This is a genomic window from Methylobacterium planeticum (assembly GCF_008806345.1).
Lineage (GTDB): Bacteria > Pseudomonadota > Alphaproteobacteria > Rhizobiales > Beijerinckiaceae > Methylobacterium > Methylobacterium planeticum.
Map to the genome: position 1 here is coordinate 55,483 of NZ_VZZJ01000001.1, position 23,616 is coordinate 79,098.

General features: G+C 70.9%; 25 protein-coding genes. 11 read left to right on the forward strand and 14 right to left on the reverse strand.

Features of this window, described 5'->3' with window-relative positions:
- Window positions 1-44: 44 nt before the first annotated feature.
- Window positions 45-1,220 carry a hypothetical protein gene (locus F6X51_RS00265; RefSeq protein ID WP_150960837.1) on the reverse strand — a complete coding sequence of 392 codons (1,176 nt, stop codon included), beginning with the start codon at window positions 1,218-1,220 and terminating at the stop codon, window positions 45-47.
- Window positions 1,221-1,392: 172 nt separating this feature from the next.
- Between F6X51_RS00265 and F6X51_RS00270 the strand changes: the two genes are divergently transcribed.
- From F6X51_RS00270 to der, 3 genes are all read left to right on the forward strand, one after another.
- Window positions 1,393-2,001: an NnrU family protein gene (locus F6X51_RS00270; RefSeq protein ID WP_150960839.1), complete on the forward strand. Its 609-nt coding sequence runs from the start codon at window positions 1,393-1,395 to the stop codon at window positions 1,999-2,001.
- Between the two features lie 168 nt (window positions 2,002-2,169).
- Window positions 2,170-2,880 carry a tetratricopeptide repeat protein gene (locus tag F6X51_RS00275; protein WP_150960841.1) on the forward strand — a complete coding sequence of 237 codons (711 nt, stop codon included), beginning with the start codon at window positions 2,170-2,172 and terminating at the stop codon, window positions 2,878-2,880.
- Window positions 2,881-2,997: 117 nt separating this feature from the next.
- On the forward strand, window positions 2,998-4,341 hold the full coding sequence (gene der / locus F6X51_RS00280; protein ID WP_150960844.1) for a ribosome biogenesis GTPase Der: 1,344 nt from the start codon (window positions 2,998-3,000) through the stop codon (window positions 4,339-4,341).
- Between the two features lie 22 nt (window positions 4,342-4,363).
- Here the strand turns inward: der and F6X51_RS00285 are convergent, their stop codons facing one another.
- From F6X51_RS00285 to rpsF, 12 genes are all read right to left on the reverse strand, one after another.
- Window positions 4,364-5,503 (reverse strand): carboxylate-amine ligase, encoded by a 1,140-nt coding sequence (locus F6X51_RS00285; protein WP_150960846.1) that lies wholly within the window; start codon window positions 5,501-5,503, stop codon window positions 4,364-4,366.
- A gap of 54 nt (window positions 5,504-5,557) precedes the next feature.
- Window positions 5,558-5,965 (reverse strand): dihydrofolate reductase, encoded by a 408-nt coding sequence (locus tag F6X51_RS00290; RefSeq protein WP_150960847.1) that lies wholly within the window; start codon window positions 5,963-5,965, stop codon window positions 5,558-5,560.
- A 91-nt stretch (window positions 5,966-6,056) separates the two neighbouring features.
- Window positions 6,057-6,809 carry an SDR family NAD(P)-dependent oxidoreductase gene (locus tag F6X51_RS00295; protein WP_150960849.1) on the reverse strand — a complete coding sequence of 251 codons (753 nt, stop codon included), beginning with the start codon at window positions 6,807-6,809 and terminating at the stop codon, window positions 6,057-6,059.
- 4 nt (window positions 6,810-6,813) lie between these two features.
- Window positions 6,814-8,304, reverse strand: a complete 1,491-nt coding sequence (purF, locus tag F6X51_RS00300; RefSeq protein WP_150960851.1) for an amidophosphoribosyltransferase — start codon at window positions 8,302-8,304, stop codon at window positions 6,814-6,816.
- A gap of 159 nt (window positions 8,305-8,463) precedes the next feature.
- Window positions 8,464-9,087 carry a CvpA family protein gene (locus F6X51_RS00305; RefSeq protein WP_150960853.1) on the reverse strand — a complete coding sequence of 208 codons (624 nt, stop codon included), beginning with the start codon at window positions 9,085-9,087 and terminating at the stop codon, window positions 8,464-8,466.
- Window positions 9,088-9,295: 208 nt separating this feature from the next.
- On the reverse strand, window positions 9,296-10,729 hold the full coding sequence (gene radA, locus F6X51_RS00310; RefSeq protein ID WP_150960856.1) for a DNA repair protein RadA: 1,434 nt from the start codon (window positions 10,727-10,729) through the stop codon (window positions 9,296-9,298).
- A gap of 155 nt (window positions 10,730-10,884) precedes the next feature.
- Window positions 10,885-12,036 (reverse strand): alanine racemase, encoded by a 1,152-nt coding sequence (gene alr / locus F6X51_RS00315; RefSeq protein ID WP_150960857.1) that lies wholly within the window; start codon window positions 12,034-12,036, stop codon window positions 10,885-10,887.
- A 253-nt stretch (window positions 12,037-12,289) separates the two neighbouring features.
- Window positions 12,290-13,777: a replicative DNA helicase gene (locus F6X51_RS00320; RefSeq protein WP_150960859.1), complete on the reverse strand. Its 1,488-nt coding sequence runs from the start codon at window positions 13,775-13,777 to the stop codon at window positions 12,290-12,292.
- A 255-nt stretch (window positions 13,778-14,032) separates the two neighbouring features.
- Window positions 14,033-14,599, reverse strand: a complete 567-nt coding sequence (gene rplI, locus F6X51_RS00325) for a 50S ribosomal protein L9 (RefSeq protein WP_150960861.1) — start codon at window positions 14,597-14,599, stop codon at window positions 14,033-14,035.
- 44 nt (window positions 14,600-14,643) lie between these two features.
- Window positions 14,644-15,648 (reverse strand): DUF2232 domain-containing protein, encoded by a 1,005-nt coding sequence (locus tag F6X51_RS00330; RefSeq protein ID WP_150960863.1) that lies wholly within the window; start codon window positions 15,646-15,648, stop codon window positions 14,644-14,646.
- A 134-nt stretch (window positions 15,649-15,782) separates the two neighbouring features.
- A complete protein-coding gene (gene rpsR / locus F6X51_RS00335) occupies window positions 15,783-16,037 on the reverse strand; it encodes a 30S ribosomal protein S18 (RefSeq protein ID WP_091948993.1) in 255 nt (84 codons plus the stop codon).
- Window positions 16,038-16,040: 3 nt separating this feature from the next.
- Window positions 16,041-16,505 (reverse strand): 30S ribosomal protein S6, encoded by a 465-nt coding sequence (gene rpsF / locus F6X51_RS00340; RefSeq protein ID WP_150960865.1) that lies wholly within the window; start codon window positions 16,503-16,505, stop codon window positions 16,041-16,043.
- A 507-nt stretch (window positions 16,506-17,012) separates the two neighbouring features.
- Between rpsF and F6X51_RS00345 the strand changes: the two genes are divergently transcribed.
- Window positions 17,013-17,273, forward strand: a complete 261-nt coding sequence (locus F6X51_RS00345) for a DUF6894 family protein (RefSeq protein WP_150960867.1) — start codon at window positions 17,013-17,015, stop codon at window positions 17,271-17,273.
- Between the two features lie 24 nt (window positions 17,274-17,297).
- Here F6X51_RS00345 and F6X51_RS00350 read toward each other — a convergent pair whose 3' ends face one another.
- Window positions 17,298-17,672: a PH domain-containing protein gene (locus tag F6X51_RS00350; protein ID WP_150960869.1), complete on the reverse strand. Its 375-nt coding sequence runs from the start codon at window positions 17,670-17,672 to the stop codon at window positions 17,298-17,300.
- A 159-nt stretch (window positions 17,673-17,831) separates the two neighbouring features.
- On the opposite strand from F6X51_RS00350, the gene F6X51_RS00355 reads away from it, so the two are divergent.
- From F6X51_RS00355 to F6X51_RS00385, 7 genes are all read left to right on the forward strand, one after another.
- On the forward strand, window positions 17,832-18,593 hold the full coding sequence (locus F6X51_RS00355) for a pyridoxine 5'-phosphate synthase (protein ID WP_150960871.1): 762 nt from the start codon (window positions 17,832-17,834) through the stop codon (window positions 18,591-18,593).
- Complete coding sequence (acpS, locus tag F6X51_RS00360) at window positions 18,590-19,003, forward strand: holo-ACP synthase (protein WP_150960872.1); 414 nt, start codon at window positions 18,590-18,592, stop codon at window positions 19,001-19,003. Before F6X51_RS00355 ends, acpS begins: the two co-directional genes overlap by 4 nt.
- Before the next feature lie 139 nt (window positions 19,004-19,142).
- Entirely contained in the window at window positions 19,143-19,952 is an 810-nt protein-coding gene (gene lepB, locus F6X51_RS00365) for a signal peptidase I (protein ID WP_150960874.1), read from the forward strand.
- Window positions 19,953-19,962: 10 nt separating this feature from the next.
- The gene (rnc, locus tag F6X51_RS00370) at window positions 19,963-20,724 is read left to right on the forward strand and encodes a ribonuclease III (protein ID WP_150960876.1); all 762 of its coding nucleotides are present in this window, start codon (window positions 19,963-19,965) and stop codon (window positions 20,722-20,724) included.
- A gap of 205 nt (window positions 20,725-20,929) precedes the next feature.
- Window positions 20,930-21,832, forward strand: a complete 903-nt coding sequence (gene era, locus F6X51_RS00375; protein WP_150961424.1) for a GTPase Era — start codon at window positions 20,930-20,932, stop codon at window positions 21,830-21,832.
- Between the two features lie 124 nt (window positions 21,833-21,956).
- The gene (locus F6X51_RS00380) at window positions 21,957-22,862 is read left to right on the forward strand and encodes a class I SAM-dependent methyltransferase (RefSeq protein ID WP_150961426.1); all 906 of its coding nucleotides are present in this window, start codon (window positions 21,957-21,959) and stop codon (window positions 22,860-22,862) included.
- Window positions 22,859-23,611: a pseudouridine synthase gene (locus F6X51_RS00385; RefSeq protein ID WP_150960879.1), complete on the forward strand. Its 753-nt coding sequence runs from the start codon at window positions 22,859-22,861 to the stop codon at window positions 23,609-23,611. Before F6X51_RS00380 ends, F6X51_RS00385 begins: the two co-directional genes overlap by 4 nt.
- Window positions 23,612-23,616: the final 5 nt, after the last annotated feature.

Consider the following 23,616-nt stretch of genomic DNA (forward strand, 5'->3'; position numbering starts at 1 on the left):
GATTCTCCCGGCTCCAGAGGCCGTTGCGGCGGCCCGGCGTCGATCTAGGGCCAGACCCGGATCGCCAGGGGCCGGCGCACGAGGTCGCGATCGGAGGTGATGTCGCAGCCCTCGTTGCGCAGGGTGACGTAGGTCAGGAGGGCACGGTCGCCCACGTCGTCGAAGTTCCGGCCCTCGGCGGCGGGGTCGAGGAGGGACGGGTAGGCGATCAGGCCGCCGGCCGCGCCGCAGGGATCGTCGTAGAGCGTCGGCCCCGCGAGCAGGAGCCGCGGCGTGTCCCAGGTCAGGAGGTCGCGCGAGCTCGTCCAGTAGAAGCCCGGTTGCGGGAAGGCGTCGGCGGCCTTGGCCATGAACACCGCGATGAAGGCGCCGCTGCCCCGGTGGCGCACCACCGCCCCGACCGGGGTGGGGAAGGGGGCCACCGGCTTGCAGGTGGCGGGGCGCGGGGCGCCCGCCCGGTAAGGGTCGGGGAAGGCCGCGGTGAAGCCGGTGCCGGTCCAGGCCCGCCAGCTCGTCGGGTCGGCCGGGGTCTCGGTGCGGAACAGGCAGACGCCGCCCGCCTGGTCGCTGCCCGGCCGCTCCCAGCCCGTGGTCGAGGCGAGCACGTAGCGGTAGCGCCCCTGCGCCACGATGTTCGAGGGGTTGAAGAAGCCCCGGTGCCGGCCCTGGTCGACCTCCTGCCGGAACGGCGCGGCCGCCATCACGGCGGGCGGGCTCGCCCGGGTGAAGCTGCGGCCGCCATCCGCCGAGGCCGCGGCCGTCAGCGTGTTGTACCAGCACGCCATGTAGGTCTTGGCCCGGCAGCGGCCCGGGTGCTCGTTCGCCTGGTACTCGTGGTGCAGGAGGGCGGCCACCGCCCGCCCGTCCTCGGTCCAGGTCGCGGTGATCCAGGACCGGTCGTCGTAGAGGGCCGGGTCGGACTTCTCGCCGGATTCGAGCACGATTGCGCAATCGAGCCTCAGGTGATCGAGGTCGGGCCCGCGCAGGGCCCGGTTGCGGTAATGCATGCCGAAGAGCGCCACGGCGCCGCCCGGCTCCCGGAAGGCGCGGGCCGAGGCGTCGGGCACGTCGGCCCCGTCGCAGGCGTCGCGGCTCGCCCGGAAGATCGGCGTCGGCGGGCCCACCAGGGTGAGGCTGGAGAGGGGCGGCTCGGGCGCGGCGCGGGCGGGCGCGGCCAGCCCGAGCAGCACGAGAGCGGTGAACCGGAGCGGGCGCGTCATCGGGTGAGCCTGGACAAGGCCGTCAGATTCGCCTCAGAACCGTTACAGAGTGCTTGCCAAGCGTCATGCCGAGCGTACTGCCACGAGTGCCGCCAAAAGTGCTTGCCCGGTCCGGCCTCGGCCCGGTCGCTCCCCGCCATTCCCCACCGCGTCTCGTCCCCAAGGGCCCTCCATGCTGATCCTGATCCTCGGGCTCGTGCTGTTCCTCGGCACGCATGCCTTCTCGATGGCCCGGGCCAAGCGCGCGGAGGCGATCGGGCAACTCGGCGAGACGCGCTTCAAGCTCGTCTACACCCTCCTCTCCATCGCGGGGCTCGTCCTCATCGCCTACGGCTTCCACCAGTATCGCGCCGCGGGCTACATCGCGGTCTGGGACCCGCCGGTCTTCACGCGCCACCTCGCCGTCCTCCTCAACCTGTTCGCCTTCATCGCCCTGGCCTCCGCCTACCTGCCGGGCCACATCCGGGCCCGGGCCAAGCACCCGATGCTCCTCGCCGTGAAGATCTGGGCGACCGCGCACCTTCTCGCCAACGGCGACCTCGGCTCGATCCTGCTGTTCGGCGGCTTCCTGGCCTGGGCGGTCGCGGCCCGCATCAGCGCCAAGCGCCGGGCCCTGACCGCCGGCGAGGTGGTGTCGCAGCACGGCGGCGAGGCGGCCCGCCCGTCGGGCTACCGCAACGACATCCTGGCCGTGGTGATCGGGGTCGCGATGTGGTTCGTGTTCGGCCGCTACCTGCATTACCCGGTGATCGGCGTGTATGCCTGGCCCGGCATGGCCTGATCGGGCGGGAACGAGCCGGGTCCTGCCCGGGCCCGAGCCGAACCCGCCGGTCGCCGGAAGCCGGTGGTCGCCGGAAGCCGGTGGTCGCCAAGCCGCGAGGTTCGTGCTAGGCGCGGGCGCTCCAACACCGCGAGGCGGCCCTCCCGGTCGGGACAGGCCAGAGAGACGATGGCTGAAAACAACGAGTTCTTCCGCGAGGTCAACGAGGATTATCGCCGGGATCAGGTCGCGCAGATCTGGCGGCGCTACAGCGGCGTGATCATCGCGCTCGCGATCCTGATGGTGGCGGGCGTCGGCGGCTGGCGCTACTGGCAGAACGCGCAGCGCGTCGCCGCCGAGACGGCCTCCGAGCGCTTCGACGCGGCCAACCGCCTCGTGCGCGAGGGCAAGACCGACGAGGCCGAGAAGGCCTTCACGACCCTGGAGGCCGAGGGCCCCGCCGGCTACCGCCTGCTGGCGCAGTTCCGCTCGGCTGCCGAGACGGCCAAGCGCGACCCCGCGGCGGGCGCCAAGGCCTACGACGCGATCGCGGCCGATACCGGCCTGATGGGCGGCCTGCGCGACCTCGCGCGCCTGCGCGCCGCGCTCCTGCGCGTCGACGCCGCCGACCCGGCCCCGGCGCTGGCGAGCCTGCAGGGCCTCGCGGCCGGCAGCCCGTTCCGCCACACCGCCCGCGAGATGCTCGGCCTCGCCGCCCTGAAGCGCGGCCAGTACGAGGAGGCGGGGCGCTGGTTCGACCAGCTCACCACCGACCCCGAGACGCCGCAGAACCTGCGCCAGCGCATCGAGGTCTACGCCGCCCTCGTGGCCGGCGGCCCGGTCACCGTCACCGAGGCGAAGCCCGAGCCCGCCGCGCCGCCCCCGCCGATCACGCGCTAGCCGCACCGGCCGCCGCGGCCGGTTGAAGGACCGCGATCGATCAACAGCTTGGAACCGTTCCCGCGCGGCGGGAGCGGCACTCGCCGGCCTTGCGCCGGCCGACCGGACGAGACTCCCATGGATATGCCGACCGTCGCCATCGTCGGACGGCCGAATGTCGGCAAGTCGACCCTGTTCAACCGCCTCGTGGGCAAGAAGCTCGCCCTCGTCGACGACCGCCCCGGCGTCACCCGCGACCGGCGCGAGGGCGACGTCCAGTTCGGCGGCCTGACCTTCCGGGTCATCGACACGGCGGGGCTCGAGGAGGCGGATTCCGATTCGCTCCTCGGCCGGATGCGCGCCCAGACCGAGGCCGCGATCCTCGAGGCCGACGTCGTGCTCTTCGTCATCGACGCCCGCGCAGGCGTCCTGCCCGCCGACAAGCCCTTCGCCGAGCTGGTGCGCCGGGCCGGCTGCCCCGTCATCCTGATCGCCAACAAGGCCGAGGGCGGCGCCGGCATGAGCGGCGCCTACGAGGCCTTCTCCCTCGGCCTCGGCGACCCGATCCCGTTCTCGGCCGAGCACGGCGAGGGCGTGGGCGAGCTGCACAGCGCGCTCCAGGCCACCCTGCCCGCGTTCGAGGAGGACGAGGACGCCGACAACCCGGCGGGCCGCGCCCTCAAGGTCGCCATCGTGGGCCGCCCGAACGCCGGCAAGTCGACCCTGATCAACCGGATGCTCGGCGAGGAGCGCCTGCTCGTCGGCCCCGAGGCCGGCATCACCCGCGATTCGATCTCCCTCGACTGGGTGTGGCGCGGGCGCCGGATCAAGCTGCACGACACCGCGGGCATGCGCCGCCGCGCCCGCATCGACGACAAGCTCGAGAAGCTCGCGGTCTCGGACGGCCTGCGGGCGGTGCGCTTCGCCGAGGTCGTGGTGGTGCTCCTCGACGCCACGATCCCGTTCGAGAAGCAGGATCTGACCATCGTCGACCTCGTCGAGAGCGAGGGCCGCGCCGTCGTCATCGGCCTCAACAAGTGGGACCTCGTGGCGGACCAGCCGGGGCTCCTGAAGACACTGCGGGAGGATTGCACCCGCCTGCTGCCGCAGGTCCGCGGCGTCGCGGTGGTGCCCCTGTCGGGGCTCGCCGGGGAGGGCGTCGACAAGCTCATGAAGGCGGTGGTCGACGCGGCCGACGTCTGGGACCGGCGCATCTCCACCTCGCGCATCAACGACTGGCTGAGCGAGGCCACCAGCCGCAACCCGCCGCCCGCCGTCTCGGGCCGCCGCATCAAGATCCGCTACGCCACGCAGGTGAAGAGCCGCCCGCCGCATTTCGCGCTGTTCGGCAACCAGCTCGACGCCCTGCCGAAATCCTACACCCGCTACCTCGTGAACGCCCTGCGCGAGGCCTTCGACCTGCCCGGCACGCCGATCCGGCTGTCGCTGCGGACCTCGAAGAACCCCTTCGACAAGGGCTGAGCGGCAGCCCGGCCGGCCGGATTCAACCCGGCCCGGCCTGCGCCCCGCGCGAGGTCGCGGCGAGCCAGTCCACCACCGCGTCGAGGGCCTGCCGGTTGGTCAGCCCCGAATCCCGCGCGGCCTCGAAGGCCGCGATCTGCCGGTCGGCGCTGGTGCCCTCCCGGACGATCCGGCGGGCATTCGCGACCTCGGCGACGCAGCCGAGCGCCTCCGCGTCCTCCGCGATCAGCGCCAGCATCCCGTCGAGCGCCTCCGCGTAGGCCAGAGCCTCCTCCCGGGCCTCGTCGATCATCTCGGCGCCGGTGCCGCTGCGCTGGGCCCGCCACAGGTTCTCCGCGGCGAGCGCCCGCGACACCCCGTCGAGGCCGGCATTCAGCTCCGGCCGCCGCACCGCCAGCCGGACGAGGCAGCGGAACACCGCCGCGATGGTCAGCGCATCCGCCAGCCGGGTGCAGGAATCGGCGATGCGCAACTCCAGGGTGGGGAACTTGATCGAGGGCCGCAGCGACCACCACAGGAAGCTCGCATCCTGGATCGAGCCGGCCCGCGTCATGATGCGGACGTAGCGCTCATACGCGGAATTGTTCATGAAAAGTTCCGGTAGACCGGTGCGCGGCAGCTCCCCGAAGGCGCTCAACCTGTAGGCGGTCAGGCCCGTGGGCTTGCCCTGCCAGAACGGCGAGGACACCGAGAGGGCGAACAGCACGGGCTGGAACGGCAGCAGCCGCCGCATCAGGTCGACCCGCGCCGCCGGGTCCGGGACCTCAACGTGGACGTGCATGCCGCAGATCAGGCTGCGGCGCCCGGCGAGGCCGACATCGCGCAGGATGCCGCGGTAGCGGTCGCCCTTCGTCGGCAATTGCCGCGACCAATCCGCGATCGGATGGGTTCCTGCCGCGAAAACAAGGAGTTCGTGCCGGGCGCCGATCTCCGCCAGGGTGGCGCGCTGGCGCGCCAGCACGCCGCGCGCCTGCGCGAAATCCGTCGAGGGCGGGGTGCAGACCTCAACCTGGCATTGCAGGAGTTCGCGGCCCGCCTCGGGCAGGCGCTCGCCGACCTCGGCGTGGAAGGGCTTCACCGAGCGCCGCGGCGTCCCCCGGGTCTCGGCATCGGCCAGAAAGTACTCCTCCTCGATCCCGAACCGATAGTTGTGGCCGCTCATGATCACCCCGCGAGGACACGTCCGCGTCAACTCGCCGGCACCGTTTCTGTGCCCTCAGCTCCGCAAGGCCCCCCCCACCAGCCAAGCCGGATCGAACCAGCGGTCGGCCTCCCCGTCATAGGGCAGGCGGGTGACGTCCCAGTTCTGGATGTAGGGGGCGTAGACGTTCCACACCGCGATGCCGCCGCCGACGAAGATGCGCCGCCCCGGATAGCGCGTCAGGACTTCCTCGGGGGCCTCGTGCGAGCGGATCACGTCGATCGTCCGATCCTTGAAGGCGAAGTCCGGCACCGAGGCCACGGTCTTCGGACCTGCAATCAGGACGTGTCCCATCGTCAGCGCGAAGAAGCGGGTGACGTCCTCGACGAAGAGCGGATCGGTGTTGCCCTCCCAGGGCAGGTGCCCGTTGAGGCCGAGTTGCCCGCGCTGCCCGATGGCGCAGATGCAGCGAACGTCGATCATCCCGGTCCGTCCCTCCCGATGGGCGCTGTCTCGTGGGCGATGCTCGCGGAAACCGGCCGGCGCGCGCGCGGATCCCGCTCCCGCGCGGCGTTCAGGCCGGCGCCTGCGGCGCCAGCACCCGGTCCTGCGGGAAGTCATAGATCTTGCCCGTCTCCGTCCAGTCCGGGCTCGCCAGGCGCACGAAATGCGGTGCCAGATCCTCCGGCGTCTTCAGGGTCTCGGGATCCTCGCCCGGCATGGCGGCGTGGCGCATGGCCGTGCGCAGGGGCCCCGGGTTCAGCAGCATGGCCTTGATCGCGGTGGTTTCCGTCTCGGCCGCATAGGTGCGCACCAGCGCGTCGAGGGCTGCCTTCGAGACCGAGTACGGCCCCCAATAGGCCCGGCACTTCGTCGAGGCCCCGGAGGTCACGAAGATCGCCCGGCCGGCATCGGACATCCGCAGCAGCGGGTCGAACGAGCGGATCAGTCGCCAGTTCGCCGTGACGTTGATGTCCATCACCTGCTGCCAGACCTTCGGGGTCACGTGCCCGATCGGCATCAGGTTGCCGAGGATGCCGGCATTGCCGACCACGATGTCGAGCTTCTTCCAGCGGTCGTGGATCGCTTGCCCGAGGCGGTCGATCGCGTCGTAATCGGTCAGGTTCAGGGGCACCAGCGTCGCACCGGAGCCGGCCTGCCGGATCGCATCGTCGAGTTCCTCGAGGGCGCCCTGCGTGCGCGCCACCGCGACGACGTGGGCGCCCGCGCGCGCCAGGGCGAGGGCGGCGGCGCGGCCGATGCCGCGCGAGGCACCGGTGACGACGGCCACGCGGCCGTCGAGGGGCTTGTCGGGGGAGATCGTCATGGGCTCAGTCGGCCTCGGCCAGCATCGCGAGCCGGCGCGGGCCCGCGATGGCGAGATCCGTCAGGCCGGTCGGATAGTCGCCCGTGAAGCAATGGTCGGTGTATTGCGGGCAGGCCTCGTTGCGCCCCGCCTCGCCCATCGCCCGGTAGAGGCCATCGATCGACAGGAAGGCCAGGGAATCGGCGCCGATATACTGGCGCATCCCCTCGAGATCGTGCGTGGCCGCGAGGAGCTTCTCGCGCTCCGGCGTGTCGATCCCGTAGAAGTCCGGATAGGTGATCGGCGGCGACGCGATGCGGAAATGCACGGCCTTAGCGCCGGCCTCGCGCATCATCCGGACGATCTTCACGGAGGTGGTGCCCCGGACCAGGCTGTCGTCCACGAGGACGATGCTCTTGCCCTCGACCGCCGCGCGGTTCGCCGAGTGCTTCATGCGCACGCCGAGCTCGCGCACCGATTGCGTCGGCTGGATGAAGGTGCGACCGACGTAGTGGTTGCGGATGATCCCCATCTCGAAGGGGATCCCGGTCTGCTGCGAGAAGCCCAGGGCGGCGGGGACGCCGGAATCCGGCACCGGCACCACGATGTCGGCCGGGGCGGGCGCCTCGCGCGCCAGCTCGGAGCCGATGTTCTTGCGAACCGTGTAGACACTCTTGCCGTTCACGATCGAATCGGGCCGGGCGAAGTAGATATACTCGAAGATGCAGGGGCGGATCGGCTGCTTCTCGGCGAAGCGGATCGATTGCACGCCTTCGTCCGAGATCACCACGATTTCCCCGTTCTCGACGTCGCGCACGAATTTCGCGCCGATGATGTCGAGGGCGCAGGTCTCCGACGCCAGGATGTAGCGGCCGTCGAGTTCGCCGAGCACGAGGGGGCGGATGCCCATCGGGTCGCGCGCGCCGATCAGCTTCTTGTTCGTCAGGGCGACGAGGGCGTAAGCCCCCTCGATCTGGCGCAGCGCGTCGATGAAGCGCTCGATGATCCGCGGCGACCGGCTGCGGGCGGCGAGGTGGAGGATGACCTCCGTGTCCGACGTGGACTGGGTGATGGCCCCGTCCCGCACGAGGTCGCGGCGGATCGAGAGGGCATTCGTCAGGTTGCCGTTATGGGCGACCGCGAGGCCGCCGCCGGCGAGTTCCGCGAAGAGCGGCTGCACGTTGCGCAGGATGGTGCCGCCGGTCGTCGAGTAGCGCACGTGCCCGATCGCGGAGCGGCCCCGAAGCCGCTCGATCGTGGCGCGGTCCGAGAAGGAATCGCCGACGAGGCCCGGTCGGCGCTCGGAATGGAAGATCTCGCCATCGAAGGAGACGATGCCCGCCGCCTCCTGACCGCGGTGCTGCAGGGCGTGGAGGCCGAGTGCCACGACCGCCGAGGCGTCCGGGTGGCCGAAGATCCCGAAGACGCCGCACTCCTCGCGCAGCGTATCCCCATCGCGGTCGAGCCCATCGGCGAAGCCGGGCAGCGGCTGAACGGGCGCGGAGCTCTCTGACATGCTGATGGTGATCCCTGGTCGCCGTCGGCTCAACGTCACGCGCGGCGCGGCGGGGCAGTCGCCTGCGCCCGACACGCCTCTGGAAGCTCTCCCCGGCATCGTCGAGTGACCGGTATCTAGGTGGTGTCGAGGCGACAACCAAGCGGCGCCGCGAGCAGATCAGCGTCGCGGTGCGGGCACGACTGCCGGTTGTCCGCCGACATCGCTCCGGCGCTGCGCCGGCGCATCGGTCTCGGCGGGGGCGTCGACCGGCTCGTTCGGGGGCGTCTCGATCTTCGGCTTCTTGAACTGCTTCAGGAACCCTTCGGGATTCTCCGGCAGCTGCGCCACCAGGGCGTCGCCGGACTTCTCGAGCATCGGACGGGAGCGGGCCTGCGCGGCCCATTCGGGCATCTTGCCCTGCACGAGCCAGGCGAGGAACACCCAGCCGATCACGCAGATCAGGAACCCGCGCCCGGCGCCGAACAGGAAGCCGAGGGAGCGGTCGACGGCGCCGATGCGGGAATCGAGCACCACGTCCGAGATCTTCACCGTGATGATCGAGACGACGATCAGCGTGCCGAGGAAGATCGCCGCGATCGACGCCACGAGCGCCACCGTATCGCTGGTGACGTGCTGCTTCACGGTCGGCAAGAGGAGCGGGTGGAACGACCAGGCGACGGCGGCGGCCGCGACCCAGGCGATGATGGCGAGGACTTCGCGGGTGACGCCGCGCACGGCTGCGAGCAGCGCGGAGATCACGACGATACCGAGCACCACGAGATCGAGAATGGAGAACGGCATCGCGTCCTGTAAGCTACACGGGGAGATGCGATGGCATCACGGGTGTCGTGCGGCTCCCCCGGACCGCGGCCCCTGTATACTCCGCCGAACCTCGGCCGTCACCCTCGGGCCGACCGGATGATGGCGCCACCCGGTGAAAACCCGGGCGGGTGCCCGAAAATACAACGTCCGAACGGGGTCCCGCCGCGTCGCGCAGGCCCGGAACGCGTCATTCCTCCTCGTCGTAGCGGCTCGAACCGCGGCCCGAGCCCGCCCGCCGGGGCGCGTTGGCGGCGATGCCCGAGACGAGGTCGGCGATGTGGCGGAGCGCCTCCGTGGGGAGCGGCGTCGCGCCGCTCTCGCCGCGGCTCTGCGGCGTCAGGGCCCGCGCGAAGCCGAGCTTCTGCGCCTCCTTCAGGCGGGCATTGGCCTGCGCAACCGGCCGGATCGCGCCCGAGAGCCCGATCTCGCCGAAATAGACGCTCTCGCTCGGCAGGACGGCGCCCGACAGGGACGAGACCAGGGCGGCTGCCACGGCGAGGTCGGCCGCGGGCTCGCCGATGCGCAGGCCGCCCGCGACGTTGAGGTAGACGTCGTGCGTCCCGAGCCGGATCCCCCCATGGGCTTCCAGCACCGCCAGCACCATCGAGAGGCGGTTGGGGTCCCAGCCGACGACGGCGCGGCGCGGCATGCCGAGGGAGGACGGTGCGACCAGTGCCTGGATCTCGACGAGGAGGGGGCGCGTCCCCTCCATCCCGGCGAAGACCGCGGTTCCCGGGGCGGCGTGGTCACGGCCGGCGAGGAAGAGGGCGGACGGGTTCGGCACCTCGGCCAAGCCGCCATCCGTCATCTCGAAGACGCCGATCTCGTCGGTCGGCCCGAAGCGGTTCTTCACGGCGCGCAGGATGCGGAAATGGTGGCCCTGGTCGCCCTCGAAGGACGCGACCGCGTCCACCATGTGCTCGACGACGCGGGGCCCCGCGATCTGCCCGTCCTTGGTGACGTGGCCGACCAGGATCACGGCGGTGCCGGTGGTCTTGGCGAACCGGATCAGGCTCTGGGCCGAGGAGCGCACCTGCGTGACCGTTCCGGGCGCCGATTCGACCGTCTCGGTCCACATGGTCTGGATCGAATCGATGATCGCGAGGGCGGGCGGGCGCCCCTGCGACAGGGTCTCGACGATGTCCTCGACATTGGTCTCGGCGGCGAGTTCCACGGGCTTGTCGGCGAGCCCGAGGCGCTCGGCCCGCAGGCGCACCTGCCCCACCGCCTCCTCGCCCGAGATGTAGGCGACGCGCTCGCCCGTGCCCGCCATCGCGGCCGAGGCCTGCATCAGGAGGGTGGATTTCCCGATTCCGGGATCGCCCCCGAGGAGGATGACGGACCCGCGGACGAAGCCGCCGCCGGTGACGCGGTCGAGCTCGGCGATCCCCGACGGAATGCGCGGCGCCTGCTTGGCCTCGCCGGTCAGGCCCTCCAGCGGGAACACCCGCCCGCGTGCCCGGGACGCCCGCGTCGACGCGGGCCCGGCCTGCGGACCGGAGCCGCCCGGGGTCTCCTCCACGATCGTGTTCCAGCCGTTGCAGGCCTCGCAGCGCCCGCGCCAGCGATTGTAGACCGCCCCGCAGGACTGGCAGATGAAGGTCTGGTGGATCTTGGCCATGGCCTCAGGTCATCCGTCGATCGGCCGTCCATCCCGGGGCCTCGTTTCGCGGCGCCGGTGATCGCGGATCGCAGGCCCGGAGGGCTCGCGAGACACGATTCGCCCAGGCCACTCTTCGAGACTCGCTCGCGATCCGCGAATCACCGGCGTCCCGCTCATCGGGCGCGGATGGGATCGGCCGCCGCAGGCGTCGCCGTCCCTCCTACATAGTGGCGAACATAACGGGAACCCAGCCCCGTCAGGATCTCGTATCCGATGGTGCCCGCCGCCCGGCCGACCCGGTCGAGATCGAGGCTGTCGCCGATCAGGATCGCCGTGTCGCCGCGCCGGGCGCCGGGCGCCTCGGTGACGTCGAGGATGATCAGGTCCATGGAGATCAAGCCGAGGATCGGGCAGGCGGCGCCGCCGACCAGCGCATGGCCGCGCCCGCTCGCGGCACGGGGATAGCCGTCCGCGTAACCGAGGGACAGGGTCGCCAGACGCCGCGGCCCCGGGGCCGTCCAGCGGCCATTGTAGCCGACACGGTCACCGGCCTCGACGTGGCGGATCTGCGCGATCCGGGCCTCGAGGCGGACGACCGGGCGCATCGGATTCGGGCGGCCCGGCGTCGGATTGCCGCCGAACATGGCGTAGCCCGGGCGCAGCAGGTCGTGATGCGCCCCCGAACCGAGATAGACGCCGGAGGAATTCGCCAGGGAGGCCGGGATGCCTGGCAGCGCCGCCCGGACGCGGGCGAAATCGGCGATCTGACGGGCATTGACCGAATCGTCGGGGAGTTCCGCGCTGACGAGATGGCTCATCAGGAGGACGATGCCGGCCCGGGGCAGCAGCGGATCGCCCGCGCAGGAGAGCGCGTCCGGCACCGAGAGCCCGAGACGGTTCATGCCGGTATCGACGTGGAGTGCGGCGGGCAGGATCCGCCCGGCCTCGGCTGCGAGCGCGGCCCACTCGACGAGTTCCTCGCGCGCGCCGAGCACCGGACGCAGGCCATGCGCGACGAGGGCCGTCCCGCTGCCGGGCAGCAGCCCGTTCAGCACGTAGACCGTGGCCTCGGGTATCGCCGTCCGGGCCTCCACCGCCTCGCTCAAATGCGCCACGAAGAAGGTTCGGCACCCCGCCGCCCAGAGTGCCGCCGCCACAGCCGCGAGCCCGCACCCGTAGGCGTCGGCCTTCACCACGGCGGCGCAGGGGATGCCGGGCGCCTCGGCCCCGAGCCGGCGCCAGTTCTCCGCGATCCCCGCGAGATCGACGGTGAGGCGGCCGCCATGGAAGGCGAGGGCGTCGTCCGGCGTGGGTTGCTGTTCCATCGGATGTGTCGCGCGCGAGATGGCTCGGTGTCCTGCGTCGTCCGCCCCTCCTAGCCGCAACCGAGGTGGCCCGGATAGGCTTCGGACGCGTTCGCGGGGCGAGCCGGGGATGGGGCCGCTGCAAGAATCCGGCTCATCCCCGGCGGCGGGCGTCCACGCGGCCGGATCGTGGGCCGAAGTGCCGCGCGCGATCGCGAGCCTGGAGCGGCGGCCAGCAACCGGGTGAGCCGGCGCCTCGTGCGCCGGCCCCCGCTCACATCTGATCCGGGATCCGATCCGACTGCGCGAGATTCGAGAACCGGGTGATGTTGGCGTCGAACTGAAGCTCGACGGTGCCGGTGGGGCCGTGGCGCTGCTTGCCGAGGATGACCTCGGCCTTGCCGTGGACGCGGTTCATCTCCGCCTCCCAGGCGAAGAACTCCTCGGTGCCCTCGCGGGGCTTCTTGTTGTTGACGTAGTATTCCTCGCGGAACACGAACATCACCACGTCGGCGTCCTGCTCGATCGAGCCCGATTCGCGCAGGTCCGAGAGCTGCGGGCGCTTGTCGTCGCGGTTCTCGACCTGACGCGAGAGCTGGGACAGGGCGATGATCGGCACGCTCAATTCCTTGGCGAGCGCCTTCATGCCGGTGGTGATCTCGGTCATCTCCTGCACGCGGTTGTCGCCCTTCTTGGACGAGCCCGAGAGAAGCTGCAGGTAATCGACGATGAGGAGATCGAGCCCCTTCTGGCGCTTGAGCCGGCGGGCGCGGGCGGCGAGCTGCGCGATCGAGATGCCGCCGGTCTGGTCGATGTAGAACGGGATCGTCTGCATGTCCCGGGCGGCGTCAGTGATCTTGTAGAAATCCTCGGGCCGGATGTCGCCGCGACGGATCTTGTAGGAGGGGACGCCGGATTGCTCGGCGATGATGCGGGTCGCCAATTGCTCGGCCGACATCTCGAGGGAGAAGAACCCGACGATGCCGCCGTTCTTGGTCTCGATGGTGCCGTCCGGCTTCCTCTCGCCCTGGTAGGCCTTGGCGATGTTGAAGGCGATGTTGGTGACGAGCGAGGTCTTGCCCATGGCCGGGCGCCCCGCGAGGATGATCAGGTCGGAGGGCTGCAGGCCGCCCATCTTGGCATCGAGGTCGGACAGGCCCGTGGCGATGCCCGAGAGCTTGCCGTCGCGCTGGTAGGCCTTGGCGGCCATGTCGACGGCGGCGGTGAGCGCGTCCGAGAATTTCTGGAAGCCGCCGTCGTACTTGCCGGATTCGGCGAGTTCGTAGAGGCGCCGCTCGGTGGCCTCGATCTGGTCGCGGGGGGCCGCCTCGACGGGGGCCTCGTAGGCACCGTTGACCAGATCCTCCCCGATGGTGATGAGGCGGCGCCGGATCGCGAGGTCGTAGATCGCCCGGCCGTAATCGCCCGCGTTGATGACGGTCGTCGCGTCGGCGGCGAGCCGGGCGAGGTACTGCATCACGGTCTGGCCGCCGAAATCGGCGTCGCCCAGGTAGGTCTTCAGGGTGATGGGGGTCGCGAGCTTGCCGGCCTTGATCAGGCTGGTGGCCACCTGGAAGATCTGCTGGTGCGCCTCCTCCATGAAATGCTCGGGCAGGAGGAAGTCCGAGACCCTGTAATAGGCATCGTTGTTGACCAGGATGGCGCCGAGCAGCGCCTGCTCCGCGTCGATGTTGTGGGGCGCGACACGGTATTCGGCCTGAACCGCTTCGAGCTTCGCCGTCAGGGCATTGGGCAGGGCCATCGGCAGGATCGCTCCGAGTCTCGCGCGGCCGCGGCGGCCGCTGTCCAAAAACACCCGACGACCATGGCATCGGCATGGTTAGCCGATGCTTAGCCGCGGCCGGCTTCGAGCGCCGGAGGGGCGGCCGCCCGAGACGCAAGACGCCCGCCGCTCCGGAAGCGGCGGGCGTCCATGCTGGAACAAATGTGGAACGTGTCAACCCTTGCGGGCCGGGATCCCCGTTCTCCACCGGTGGAGAACGGGGATTTCGGATCCTCAGCCCTCGTCGCCCTCGCCGGATTCGGCGAGCGCCGCACCGACCTCGAGGCCGAGGTCGTCGAGGTTGAACGCCTCGCGCTCGGTGACCGACTCACCGCGGGCCTGACGCTCGGCCTCCTCGGGGCTGCGCGCCACGTTGACCGTGACGGTGACCTCGACCTCGGGGTGCAGCACCACCGGGACGGTGTGCAGGCCGAGGGTCTTGATCGGCTGGTTCAGGGCGAACTGGTCGCGGCCGACGCTGAAGCCTTCCTGGGTGACGACCTCGGCGAGATCACGGGTCGAGACCGAGCCGTAGAGCACGCCCGTCTCGCCGGACTGGCGAATCAGGATGAAGCTCTGCCCGTTGAGCTTGTCGGCGACGGCCTGGGCCTCGTTGCGGCGCTCGAGGTTGCGGGCCTCGAGCTGGGCGCGCTGGCCCTCGAAGCGCTTCTTGTTGGCGTCCGTCGCGCGCAGGGCCTTGCCGCGGGCGAGGAGGAAGTTGCGGGCAAAGCCCGGCTTCACGTTCACGGTCTCGCCCATCTGGCCGAGCTTGGCGACGCGTTCGAGCAGGATCACTTCCATGGTGGTCTTCCTTCGTTAGGGGTGCCGCCGGGGCGGCGGGTCTCTCAGGGTCTGCCGGCGCCCTCTTTGGGACGGCGCAGGTTGAGGGCGGTGTCGGCGATGCCGAACAGGGTCAGCGCGAACAGGGCGATGCCCTGCGTCACGAACAGGATGAGGTAGAGGCCGAACAGCAGCGCCCCGCGCGCGGGCCGGCCGCGGCTGCGGTCGTGGAAGGCGCAGAGCCCCTGCAGGGCGAAGGCGGCGCTGAGGGAGCCCGCGAGCGCCATGCCGAGCACGCCGGCGTAGCCCGGCAGGAAGCCGAGGATCACCGAGGCCGCCAGCAGGACCAGCACGGTCCGGGGCATCATCGTGGAGGGCAGGTCCGGCCAGGGACGCGGCAGGCGCCCGGAGATCTGCACGATCCGCGCCGCCGCCCAGAGATACAGGGTCAGCAGGAGCGCGAGCCCCTGGGTCGCGAGGGCGGGCGCGATGCGCGCGAGCGCGTCGGCGACCTCCGCCTTCTGGTCGCCCGCCGGCGGCGCGGACGCTCCGGCGCCCGGGGAGGAAGGGGGGGCCTGGTCCGGCGTCGCCGGATTCTCGGGAGCTGACGCGCCGCGGGTCTGGAGCTGGACGAGGGAGCCGCTCATCTCGCGCAGCTGCGACTGGAAGGTGTCGTAGTTCGGGGAGGCGATCACCGCGATGGCCACGAAGGCGAGGGCGGCGGTGGCGGCGGTCCAGCCGAGCAGGCGGCCGGTCGGGTACCATTCGAGGCTGCCGTCGGCGCCGGGGCGTCCGAGCAGCGCCAGATAGGCGAGCCACCAGGCGGGAACCGCCAGGTAGGCGCTGAACCCGAGCCCGAGGAAGGGGGAGACGAAGATCGCGAGCGCGGCCGTTCCGGTCGCGGCGGCCGTCAGCGCCGCCTTGTGGCTCCAGCCGAGCCCGACGATCAGGATCGGCAGGGGGGCGAGCAGGTAGAGAACGATCGCGAGGGGCGTCGCCTTCAGGAGCACGCCGAAGAGGAGTGCCGAGACGAGGCCCGCGCCGATACCGATGCCGAGAGACTGAACCATCACAATCCGCTGTCCCGCTGTCCCGCGATGGGAGCAGGGTTAGAGGCGAGGAATGCCCCAACGATCCCGGGGACCCTGAGCGGGCACCCGGTCCTGAGCGGCGCCCCGTCCGCGAGGGCCGGGGCGCCGATGTCCTACTTGATGACGTAGGGAAGCAGGCCGAGGAAGCGCGAGCGCTTGATCGCCTGGGCGAGCTCGCGCTGCTTCTTGGCCGAGACCGCCGTGATGCGGCTCGGCACGATCTTGCCGCGCTCCGAGACGTAGCGGGACAGGAGCTTCACGTCCTTGTAGTCGATCTTCGGGGCGTTCGCGCCCGAGAAGGGGCAGGTCTTGCGACGACGGAAGAACGGACGACGGCCACCGCCGCCACCACCAGCACCAAATGCCATGACTTAGTTCTCCCCGCCGAAGCTGCGCTCAGGGCGGTCACCGCGATCACCGCGGTCGCCACGATCACGGTCGCCGCCGAAGCCGCCACCGAAGCCCTCGTCGTCACGGCGACGGCCGCGGTCGCGATCCTTGCGGTCGTCGCGGTCGCGCTTCTGCATCATCGCGGACGGCTCGGCCTCGAGCTCCTCGACGCGGATCGTCATGAAGCGCAGGACGTCTTCCGAGATCTGCATCTGGCGCTCCATCTCGGCGAGGGCCGCCGGAGGAGCCTCGATGTTGAGGAGCGTGAAATGCGCCTTGCGGTTCTTCTTGATGCGGTAGGCGAGGGACTTCACGCCCCACATCTCGATCTTCTCGATCTTGCCGCCGTTCTGCTCGATGACGCCCTTGTAGGCCTCGACCATGGTCTCGACCTGTTGGGACGTCACGTCCTGGCGCGCCAGGAAGACGTGCTCGTATAAAGGCATTGCGGGCCCTTCAGCTTGAATGGGGCCCGACGGCACGCGGAGGTGCGCAGGGGTCGGGCCGGTTCGGTTCCGCGTCACCCGGCGCCAAGCCCTTCGAGCCGTATTCAGGCCCGAGCGGTTGATCGAAGGCGGAGACACCGGACGACGGATATCGGGTCGGAACCCATCCTGTGCCGCGAGCGGCACCGTCCGTTCAGCCCCCGGCCGGAGCGAACGCGAGGGCGGCGCATAACCGTTTTCGGAGCCGACCGCAAGAGCGGATCGGGGCGGGCCGCGAAGAACAACGGGCGTCGGACCAGACCGGTCCCGGGGAACGGATTCCGGTCCCGGCGGATCGAAATCCTCGGACGCCATCATGAATTCTCTATCCGGTGACGCTGTTCACGAAGCCGTGATAATTAGCTTGGATCAAATCCCCGCGTGTCGCGTCTACCGGTCTGCGACTTTCTTGACGGTCGAAGCTTGGCCCGCGCGCGGTCGGGTTGCCGGGTCATCTGAACGGGTCTCATGCCGCGTTACTACTTCGACATCCAGGACTGCATCGATGTGCGCGATGATCAGGGGGTCGAGCTGCCGGACATGGCGGCGGTTCGCGCGGAGGCCCATCGGGCCCTGGCCGAACTCGTCAGCCACCAATCGCCGCAGCGCAGTGCCGTCCAGATCCGCGCCGACGTCCGGGACGGGGACGGGGAGCGCGTCCTGACCGCCACGCTCCTCATCGTCTCGGAGGCCGCCTCGGAGGACCCGGGCAGCGCGATCGAGCATTGAGCGGGGGGCGCGAGCCCGCGCCCGTCATTTCAGCGAGGCCGCGATCGCCTGCTGGATGCCGAGGATGTCGGCGCCCCGCTTCAGGGTCCGCTGGATCGGGTCGGGCCGGCCCGAGACCCAGATCTTGAGCTCCGAATCGAAGTCGAAGCTTCCGGCCGTCTCCACCGAGAAGGAGGTGATCGCCCGGTAGGGCACGGTCAGGTACTCGACCTTCCGCCCGGTCAGGCCCTGGCGGTCGACCAGGATCAGGCGCCGGTCGGTGAAGACGAAGAGGTCGCGGATCACCTTGAAGGCGACGCGCACCGGCTCGCCCTCGGTGAGGACGCCCGCGAGCTGGTCGCCGAGCTCCGCCTGGCTCAGGTCGCTGCCGTGCCCGAACAGGCCATCCAGAATTCCCATGGTCGCGCTCCTCCGCCCTCCGCGCTGATGTGGGGACCCGAACCCGCCGTGCCAGCGGTCATGCTCGCGTCCGGGGCAGGTCCCGCCCGCGCCGGCGCGCTTCCCACCCGTGCCCGGCTCGATTAGACCCGCGCCCATCGGCCGCCGGAAACCCGCTCCATGTCCGCTTCCCGCCTGCGCCTGGGCGTCAACATCGATCACGTCGCGACCGTCCGGAACGCCCGCGACGGCGCCTATCCGGATCCGGTCCGGGCCGCCCGGCTCGCCGCCGAGGCGGGGGCGGACGGGATCACCGCGCATCTGCGCGAGGACCGGCGCCACATCCGTGATGCCGACATGGTGGCGCTGAGGGAGGTCCTGACGGTTCCGCTGAATTTCGAGATGGCGGCGACGGACGCGATGGTCGCGCTCGCCGAGCGCCTGCGCCCGCACGCGGCCTGTCTCGTCCCCGAGAAGCGCGAGGAGCGCACCACCGAGGGCGGGCTCGACATCGTCGGCGCCCGCGACCACCTCGCCCCCCGCATCGCGCGCCTCTCGGCGGCCGGGATCCGGGTCTCGCTCTTCGTCGAGCCGGACGAGGCCGTGATGGAGATGGCCCGCAGGCTCAATGCCCCCGTGGTCGAGCTGCATACCGGAAGCTACTGCGAGGCCGCCGTTCAGGGCGACGGCGCGCGCCTCGATCACGAATACGCGCGCATCCGGCGGGCCGCCGCCTACGGCGCGGAGATCGGCCTCGAGATCCATGCCGGCCACGGACTCACCCTCGAGTCGGTCGGGCCGGTGGCGCGCCTGCCGCAGATCGTCGAGCTCAATATCGGCCACGCCCTCATCGGCGAGGCGATCTTCGTCGGCCTGCCGCAGGCGGTGCGCGACATGCGGTCCGCCATGGATGCGGCCCGCGCGGGATCCGCCGACGCATGATCCTCGGCATCGGCTCCGATCTCTGCGACATCCGCCGGATCGAGCGCTCGCTCGCCCGCTTCGGGGACCGCTTCACCCATCGGGTGTTCACGGACGGCGAGCGGATGACATGCGATCGGCGGGCCGCCCGCGCGCCCTCCTACGCCCGGCGATTCGCCGCCAAGGAGGCCTGCGCCAAGGCGCTCGGAACCGGGCTCAGCCACGGCGTCTTCTGGCGCGACATGGAGGTGGTGAACCTGCCGGGCGGCCAGCCGACGCTGCACCTGACGGGGGGGGCTCGCGCACGCCTCGACGCCATGATGCCCGCCGGGCACGGGCCGAGGCTCCATGTCACGCTCACCGACGATCCCCCCATGGCGCAGGCCTTTGTGATCATCGAGGCGGTGCCGCTCGGCACATTCCCGGATTAGCCGGCACCGCTCGCGCGTTGCGGGCGGTGCCGGCTTAGTCTAGACCGCCGCTCACAGCGGACAGGATTGCGGCACGCTCCCGGAGGTGGGTGCCGATGGACCGGGGCCGGGGGGCACCGAGCCGAGGACGTCACGAACCATGGAACGCGCACGCGTGGATCACGACACCAAGCACGAGATGCGGACGGCCGACGGTGGTGCCACGGGCACCTGGGCCAGCATCCGCGAGACCCTGAAGGTCGGCATCCAGGCGCTGCTCATCGCGCTCGTGGTGCGGACGCTTTTGTTCCAGCCCTTCAACATTCCCTCGGGATCGCTGGTGCCGACGCTTCTGATCGGGGATTACCTTTTCGTCTCGAAATACTCCTACGGATATTCGAAGTACTCGCTCCCGCTGAGCGAATACATTCCCATCAAGTCCGAGGGGCGGGTCTGGGCGGCCGAGCCGAAGCGCGGCGACATCGCGGTGTTCAAGCTCCCGAAGGACAACGCCACCGACTACATCAAGCGCGTCATCGGCCTCCCCGGCGACAAGATCCAGGTGGTCGACGGCGTGCTCAACATCAACGGCAAGGCGGTCAAGCGCGAGCGCATCGCCGATTACGAGACGATCGATCCCTACGGTCAGGCCACGAAGGTGCCCCAGTACCTCGAGACGCTGCCGAACGGCGTCGCGCACCGGGTGATCGAGCGCGACGGCGACAACGGGTTCTGGGACAAGACCGAACTCTACACCGTGCCGCCGGGCCACTTCTTCATGATGGGCGACAACCGCGACAATTCCACGGATTCGCGCGACCTCGCCAATGTCGGCTACGTGCCTTTCGAGAACTTCGTCGGCCGCGCCGAGATGATCTTCTTCTCGATCGACGAGGGGACGCCGGCCTGGCAGATCTGGAACTGGCCCGCCAAGGTCCGGTGGAACCGGATCTTCAACACCATCCACTGAGGTCCGTCCGTTGAACGACGCCGCGCGTCCTTCCAGCCGCGCGCGGCGCGCGCATCGTCCCAAGCCCGCCCTCGGGATCCTCGAGGAGCGGATCGGCCACAGCTTCGCCGATCCGGACCTGCTCGTGCGTGCGCTGACCCATGTCAGCAAGGCGGCCGGACGGGTCGGCAGCTACCAGCGTCTCGAGTTCCTCGGCGACCGGGTGCTCGGCCTCGCCATCGCGGATCTCCTCTACGCGTCCTTCCCGGACGCGGACGAGGGCGATCTCTCCCGGCGCCTCGCGGGGCTCGTCCGGCGCGAGACCTGCGCGGCGGTGGCGACGGCCTGGGAGGTCGGCCCGCACCTCGTCCTCGGTCCCGGCGAAGTGATGGGGGGCGGACGACGCAACCAGACGATCCTCGCCGATGTCTGCGAGGCGATCCTGGGCGCCGTCTTCCTCGATGCCGGCTACGCCAAGGCCAAGGATCTCGTCGAGGCCGCCTTCCGGCCGGCGCAGAACACCGGCGCTCCGCGGGGGCGCGACGCGAAATCCGCCCTGCAGGAATGGGCGATGGGCCGCGGGCTGCCGATCCCCCTCTACGAGGTGGTGGAGCGCTCGGGGCCGGACCACGCGCCGCTCTTTCGCATCGCCGCCCGGGTCGCGGGCGTCGAGCCCGGTCTCGGCGAGGGCGCCTCGAAGCGCCTCGCCGAGCAGGAGGCCGCCCGCGCCGTGCTCCTGCGCGAGGGCATCCTGGAGAACGGCGTCGAACCGAACGCGGGCGATCCCGGTTGATTCGGGTGCCCGCCGCACAGCGGCGCCGGATCCGGATCCGGCCGGGCAGGGCGCCCGTATCCGTCCGGCGGAACGACAGTCAGAATTGGGGGCCGGCGACCGGCCTGAGGAAAGTGACGTGATGGCCCGAGAGCCTCAGGACGAGACCGATCACACGCCGGAGCCCGCGCAGGACAGGCTTCCGGCGATCCCGCCGCTCGCGCCGATGCCGGCCGGCACCAGGGCGGGCTTCGTGGCGCTGATCGGCGTGCCGAACGCGGGCAAGTCCACCCTGCTCAACAGCCTCGTGGGCACGAAGGTCTCGATCGTCTCGCGCAAGGTCCAGACGACCCGCGCCCTCGTGCGCGGCATCGTCATGGAGGACAAGGCGCAGATCATCCTCGTCGACACCCCCGGCATCTTCGCGCCCAAGCGCCGGCTCGACCGGGCCATGGTGCATTCCGCCTGGAGCGGCGCGGCGGACGCCGACGCGATCTGCCTCCTCGTCGATGCGCGCAAGGGCGTCGACGAGGAGGTCGAGGCGATCCTGCAGAGGCTCCCGGAGGTGAAGCGCAAGCGCGTGCTGATCCTGAACAAGATCGATCTCATCCCCCGCGAGAAGCTCCTCGACCTTGCCTCCGGGCTGAACGCCCGGATGCCCTTCGCCCACACCTTCATGATCTCGGCCCTCAACGGCGACGGCGTCGAGGACCTGAAGCGCACCCTCGCCGAGATGATGCCGGAGGGGCCCTGGCTCTACCCGGAGGATCAGGTCTCCGATGCGCCGATCCGGATGCTCGCGGCCGAGATCACCCGCGAGAAGATCTACGATCGCCTCCACGAGGAACTGCCCTACCGCTCGACCGTCGAGACCGACCAGTGGCAGGTCCGCGCCGACGGCTCCGTGCGCATCGAGCAGACCATCTTCGTCGAGCGCGAGAGCCAGCGCTCGATCGTGCTCGGCAAGGGCGGCCAGACCATCAAGGCGATCGGCCAGGCGGCCCGGACCGAGATCGCCGAGGTGGCCGAGACCCGCGTCCACCTGTTCCTGCACGTGAAGGTGCGCGAGAACTGGGCGGATGATCCGGCCCGCTACCGCGAGATGGGGCTCGAATTCCCGCGGGGCTGAGCCGCGCGGACGGGACCCGCCCCTGCTCCGCCGTGAGGCTCGGGACCTCCCTCGCACTTTTTCCTTCCTCGATGATTGTCAGGACGCGGCTCGCCCGCTCGATCCCCCCATGTCGGATTCCATGATGTCCGCCGCCGTCTACGGCCTGCCGCCGGCCGAGCTTGCCGAGATCACCGAGGGCGCCGCCCAGGTCTCGCCCCTGATCCCCGGATCGCGCCGCCTCGAGGATGCCAATGTTCGCAGCCTCGCGGACCTCGTGATGCTGGCCCCGCCCGGGACGGTCGAGCGGCGCTTCGCCCTGGCGCACGCCCTGCGCGCCGTGCGGCCCGGGGGCCGCATGGTGGTGCTCGCCCCGAAGGACCGCGGCGGCGCGCGTCTCGGCCGCGAGCTGCGCGAATTCGGCTGCAGCTTCGCCGAGGAGCCGCGCCGGCACCACCGCATCTGCACGCTGACGCGACCCGAGGGCGCCCTCGATCTCGCCGAATCGATCGCCGCCGGCGGGCCGCGCCACATCGAGAACCTCGCCCTCTGCACCCAGCCCGGCATCTTCTCCTGGGACAGGCTCGACCCCGGCACGGCGCTGCTGCTCGCGAACCTCACGCCGCAGGCCGGGCGGGGCGCCGATTTCGGCTGCGGCCTCGGCATCCTCGCCCGCGCCCTCCTGGCCTCCCCGACGGTGACCGCCCTGACGCTGATCGACATCGACCGGCGCGCCGTCGAGATGGCCGAGCGCAACGTCGCCGACCCCCGCGCGGCCTTCCGCTGGGCGGATATCCGCGATCCGGACCCGGTGCTGACGCGCCTCGACTTCGTGGTGATGAACCCGCCCTTCCACGACGGGGGGGCCGAGGACCAGGCGCTCGGGCAGACCTTCATCCGGCGCGCCGCCGAGAGCCTGCGCCCGGGCGGCCTGCTCTGGCTCACCGCCAACGCCCATCTGCCCTACGAGGCCGTGCTCAAGGGGACGTTCAAGGCCGTGACCCTGAAGGCCTCGGCGAACGGCTACAAGGTCTACGAGGCCAGGGCATGAGCCAGGGGGCGAGCAGGGTCGCGAACCTCCGGCTCGATCGGCTGCTCGCGAATCTGGGGTACGGCTCCCGGCGCGAGATCGGCGCCCTCGCCAGGGCCGGGCGCGTCGTCCTCGACGGGCACCCCCTGCGGGACGCCGACCAGCGCATCCCGGTCACGCCGGATCTCGCCGGACGGATGGTCGTCGACGGCGAGCCCCTCGACCCGCCGCCCGGCCTCGCCCTGATGCTGCACAAGCCCCGCGGCGTCACCTGCTCGCACAAGGAGGCGGGCCCGCTGGTCTACGGCCTGTTCCCGGCGCGCTGGCGCCGGCGCGACCCCGCGATCTCCACCGTGGGGCGCCTCGACAAGGAGACTTCCGGCCTCCTGCTCCTCACCGACGACGGCGCGCTCCTGCACCGGATCATCTCGCCGAAGGCCAGCGTCTCGAAGCGCTACCAGGTCTATCTCGACCGGCCGCTCCGGGGCGACGAGGCCGCGATCTTCGCCTCCGGCACCCTGATGCTCAAGGGCGAGGAGCGGCCGCTCCTGCCGGTCGCGCTCACGGTCCACGAGCCGACCCGCGCCGCCGTGACGCTGACGGAGGGGCGCTACCATCAGGTGCGCCGGATGTTCGCCGCGGTCGGCAACCACGTGACGGCGCTGCACCGGGACCGGGTCGGCGGCCTCGACCTGCCGCAGGATCTGGAGCCCGGCGGCTACCGGGTGATGAGGCAGGACGAGATCGCCCGCGTCTTCGCCGGCGCCTGACGCGA

What these genes read in the sequence shown, in the direction of transcription:
- F6X51_RS00265 (WP_150960837.1), bottom strand. Translation starts at nt 1,220, where the DNA reads ATGACGCGCCCGCTCCGGTTCACCGCTCTCGTGCTGCTCGGGCTGGCC.
- F6X51_RS00270 (WP_150960839.1), top strand. Translation starts at nt 1,393, where the DNA reads ATGCTGATCCTGATCCTCGGGCTCGTGCTGTTCCTCGGCACGCATGCC.
- F6X51_RS00275 (WP_150960841.1), top strand. Translation starts at nt 2,170, where the DNA reads ATGGCTGAAAACAACGAGTTCTTCCGCGAGGTCAACGAGGATTATCGC.
- der (WP_150960844.1), top strand. Translation starts at nt 2,998, where the DNA reads ATGGATATGCCGACCGTCGCCATCGTCGGACGGCCGAATGTCGGCAAG.
- F6X51_RS00285 (WP_150960846.1), bottom strand. Translation starts at nt 5,503, where the DNA reads ATGAGCGGCCACAACTATCGGTTCGGGATCGAGGAGGAGTACTTTCTG.
- F6X51_RS00290 (WP_150960847.1), bottom strand. Translation starts at nt 5,965, where the DNA reads ATGATCGACGTTCGCTGCATCTGCGCCATCGGGCAGCGCGGGCAACTC.
- F6X51_RS00295 (WP_150960849.1), bottom strand. Translation starts at nt 6,809, where the DNA reads ATGACGATCTCCCCCGACAAGCCCCTCGACGGCCGCGTGGCCGTCGTC.
- purF (WP_150960851.1), bottom strand. Translation starts at nt 8,304, where the DNA reads ATGTCAGAGAGCTCCGCGCCCGTTCAGCCGCTGCCCGGCTTCGCCGAT.
- F6X51_RS00305 (WP_150960853.1), bottom strand. Translation starts at nt 9,087, where the DNA reads ATGCCGTTCTCCATTCTCGATCTCGTGGTGCTCGGTATCGTCGTGATC.
- radA (WP_150960856.1), bottom strand. Translation starts at nt 10,729, where the DNA reads ATGGCCAAGATCCACCAGACCTTCATCTGCCAGTCCTGCGGGGCGGTC.
- alr (WP_150960857.1), bottom strand. Translation starts at nt 12,036, where the DNA reads ATGGAACAGCAACCCACGCCGGACGACGCCCTCGCCTTCCATGGCGGC.
- F6X51_RS00320 (WP_150960859.1), bottom strand. Translation starts at nt 13,777, where the DNA reads ATGGCCCTGCCCAATGCCCTGACGGCGAAGCTCGAAGCGGTTCAGGCC.
- rplI (WP_150960861.1), bottom strand. Translation starts at nt 14,599, where the DNA reads ATGGAAGTGATCCTGCTCGAACGCGTCGCCAAGCTCGGCCAGATGGGC.
- F6X51_RS00330 (WP_150960863.1), bottom strand. Translation starts at nt 15,648, where the DNA reads ATGGTTCAGTCTCTCGGCATCGGTATCGGCGCGGGCCTCGTCTCGGCA.
- rpsR (WP_091948993.1), bottom strand. Translation starts at nt 16,037, where the DNA reads ATGGCATTTGGTGCTGGTGGTGGCGGCGGTGGCCGTCGTCCGTTCTTC.
- rpsF (WP_150960865.1), bottom strand. Translation starts at nt 16,505, where the DNA reads ATGCCTTTATACGAGCACGTCTTCCTGGCGCGCCAGGACGTGACGTCC.
- F6X51_RS00345 (WP_150960867.1), top strand. Translation starts at nt 17,013, where the DNA reads ATGCCGCGTTACTACTTCGACATCCAGGACTGCATCGATGTGCGCGAT.
- F6X51_RS00350 (WP_150960869.1), bottom strand. Translation starts at nt 17,672, where the DNA reads ATGGGAATTCTGGATGGCCTGTTCGGGCACGGCAGCGACCTGAGCCAG.
- F6X51_RS00355 (WP_150960871.1), top strand. Translation starts at nt 17,832, where the DNA reads ATGTCCGCTTCCCGCCTGCGCCTGGGCGTCAACATCGATCACGTCGCG.
- acpS (WP_150960872.1), top strand. Translation starts at nt 18,590, where the DNA reads ATGATCCTCGGCATCGGCTCCGATCTCTGCGACATCCGCCGGATCGAG.
- lepB (WP_150960874.1), top strand. Translation starts at nt 19,143, where the DNA reads ATGGAACGCGCACGCGTGGATCACGACACCAAGCACGAGATGCGGACG.
- era (WP_150961424.1), top strand. Translation starts at nt 20,930, where the DNA reads ATGCCGGCCGGCACCAGGGCGGGCTTCGTGGCGCTGATCGGCGTGCCG.
- F6X51_RS00380 (WP_150961426.1), top strand. Translation starts at nt 21,957, where the DNA reads ATGTCCGCCGCCGTCTACGGCCTGCCGCCGGCCGAGCTTGCCGAGATC.
- F6X51_RS00385 (WP_150960879.1), top strand. Translation starts at nt 22,859, where the DNA reads ATGAGCCAGGGGGCGAGCAGGGTCGCGAACCTCCGGCTCGATCGGCTG.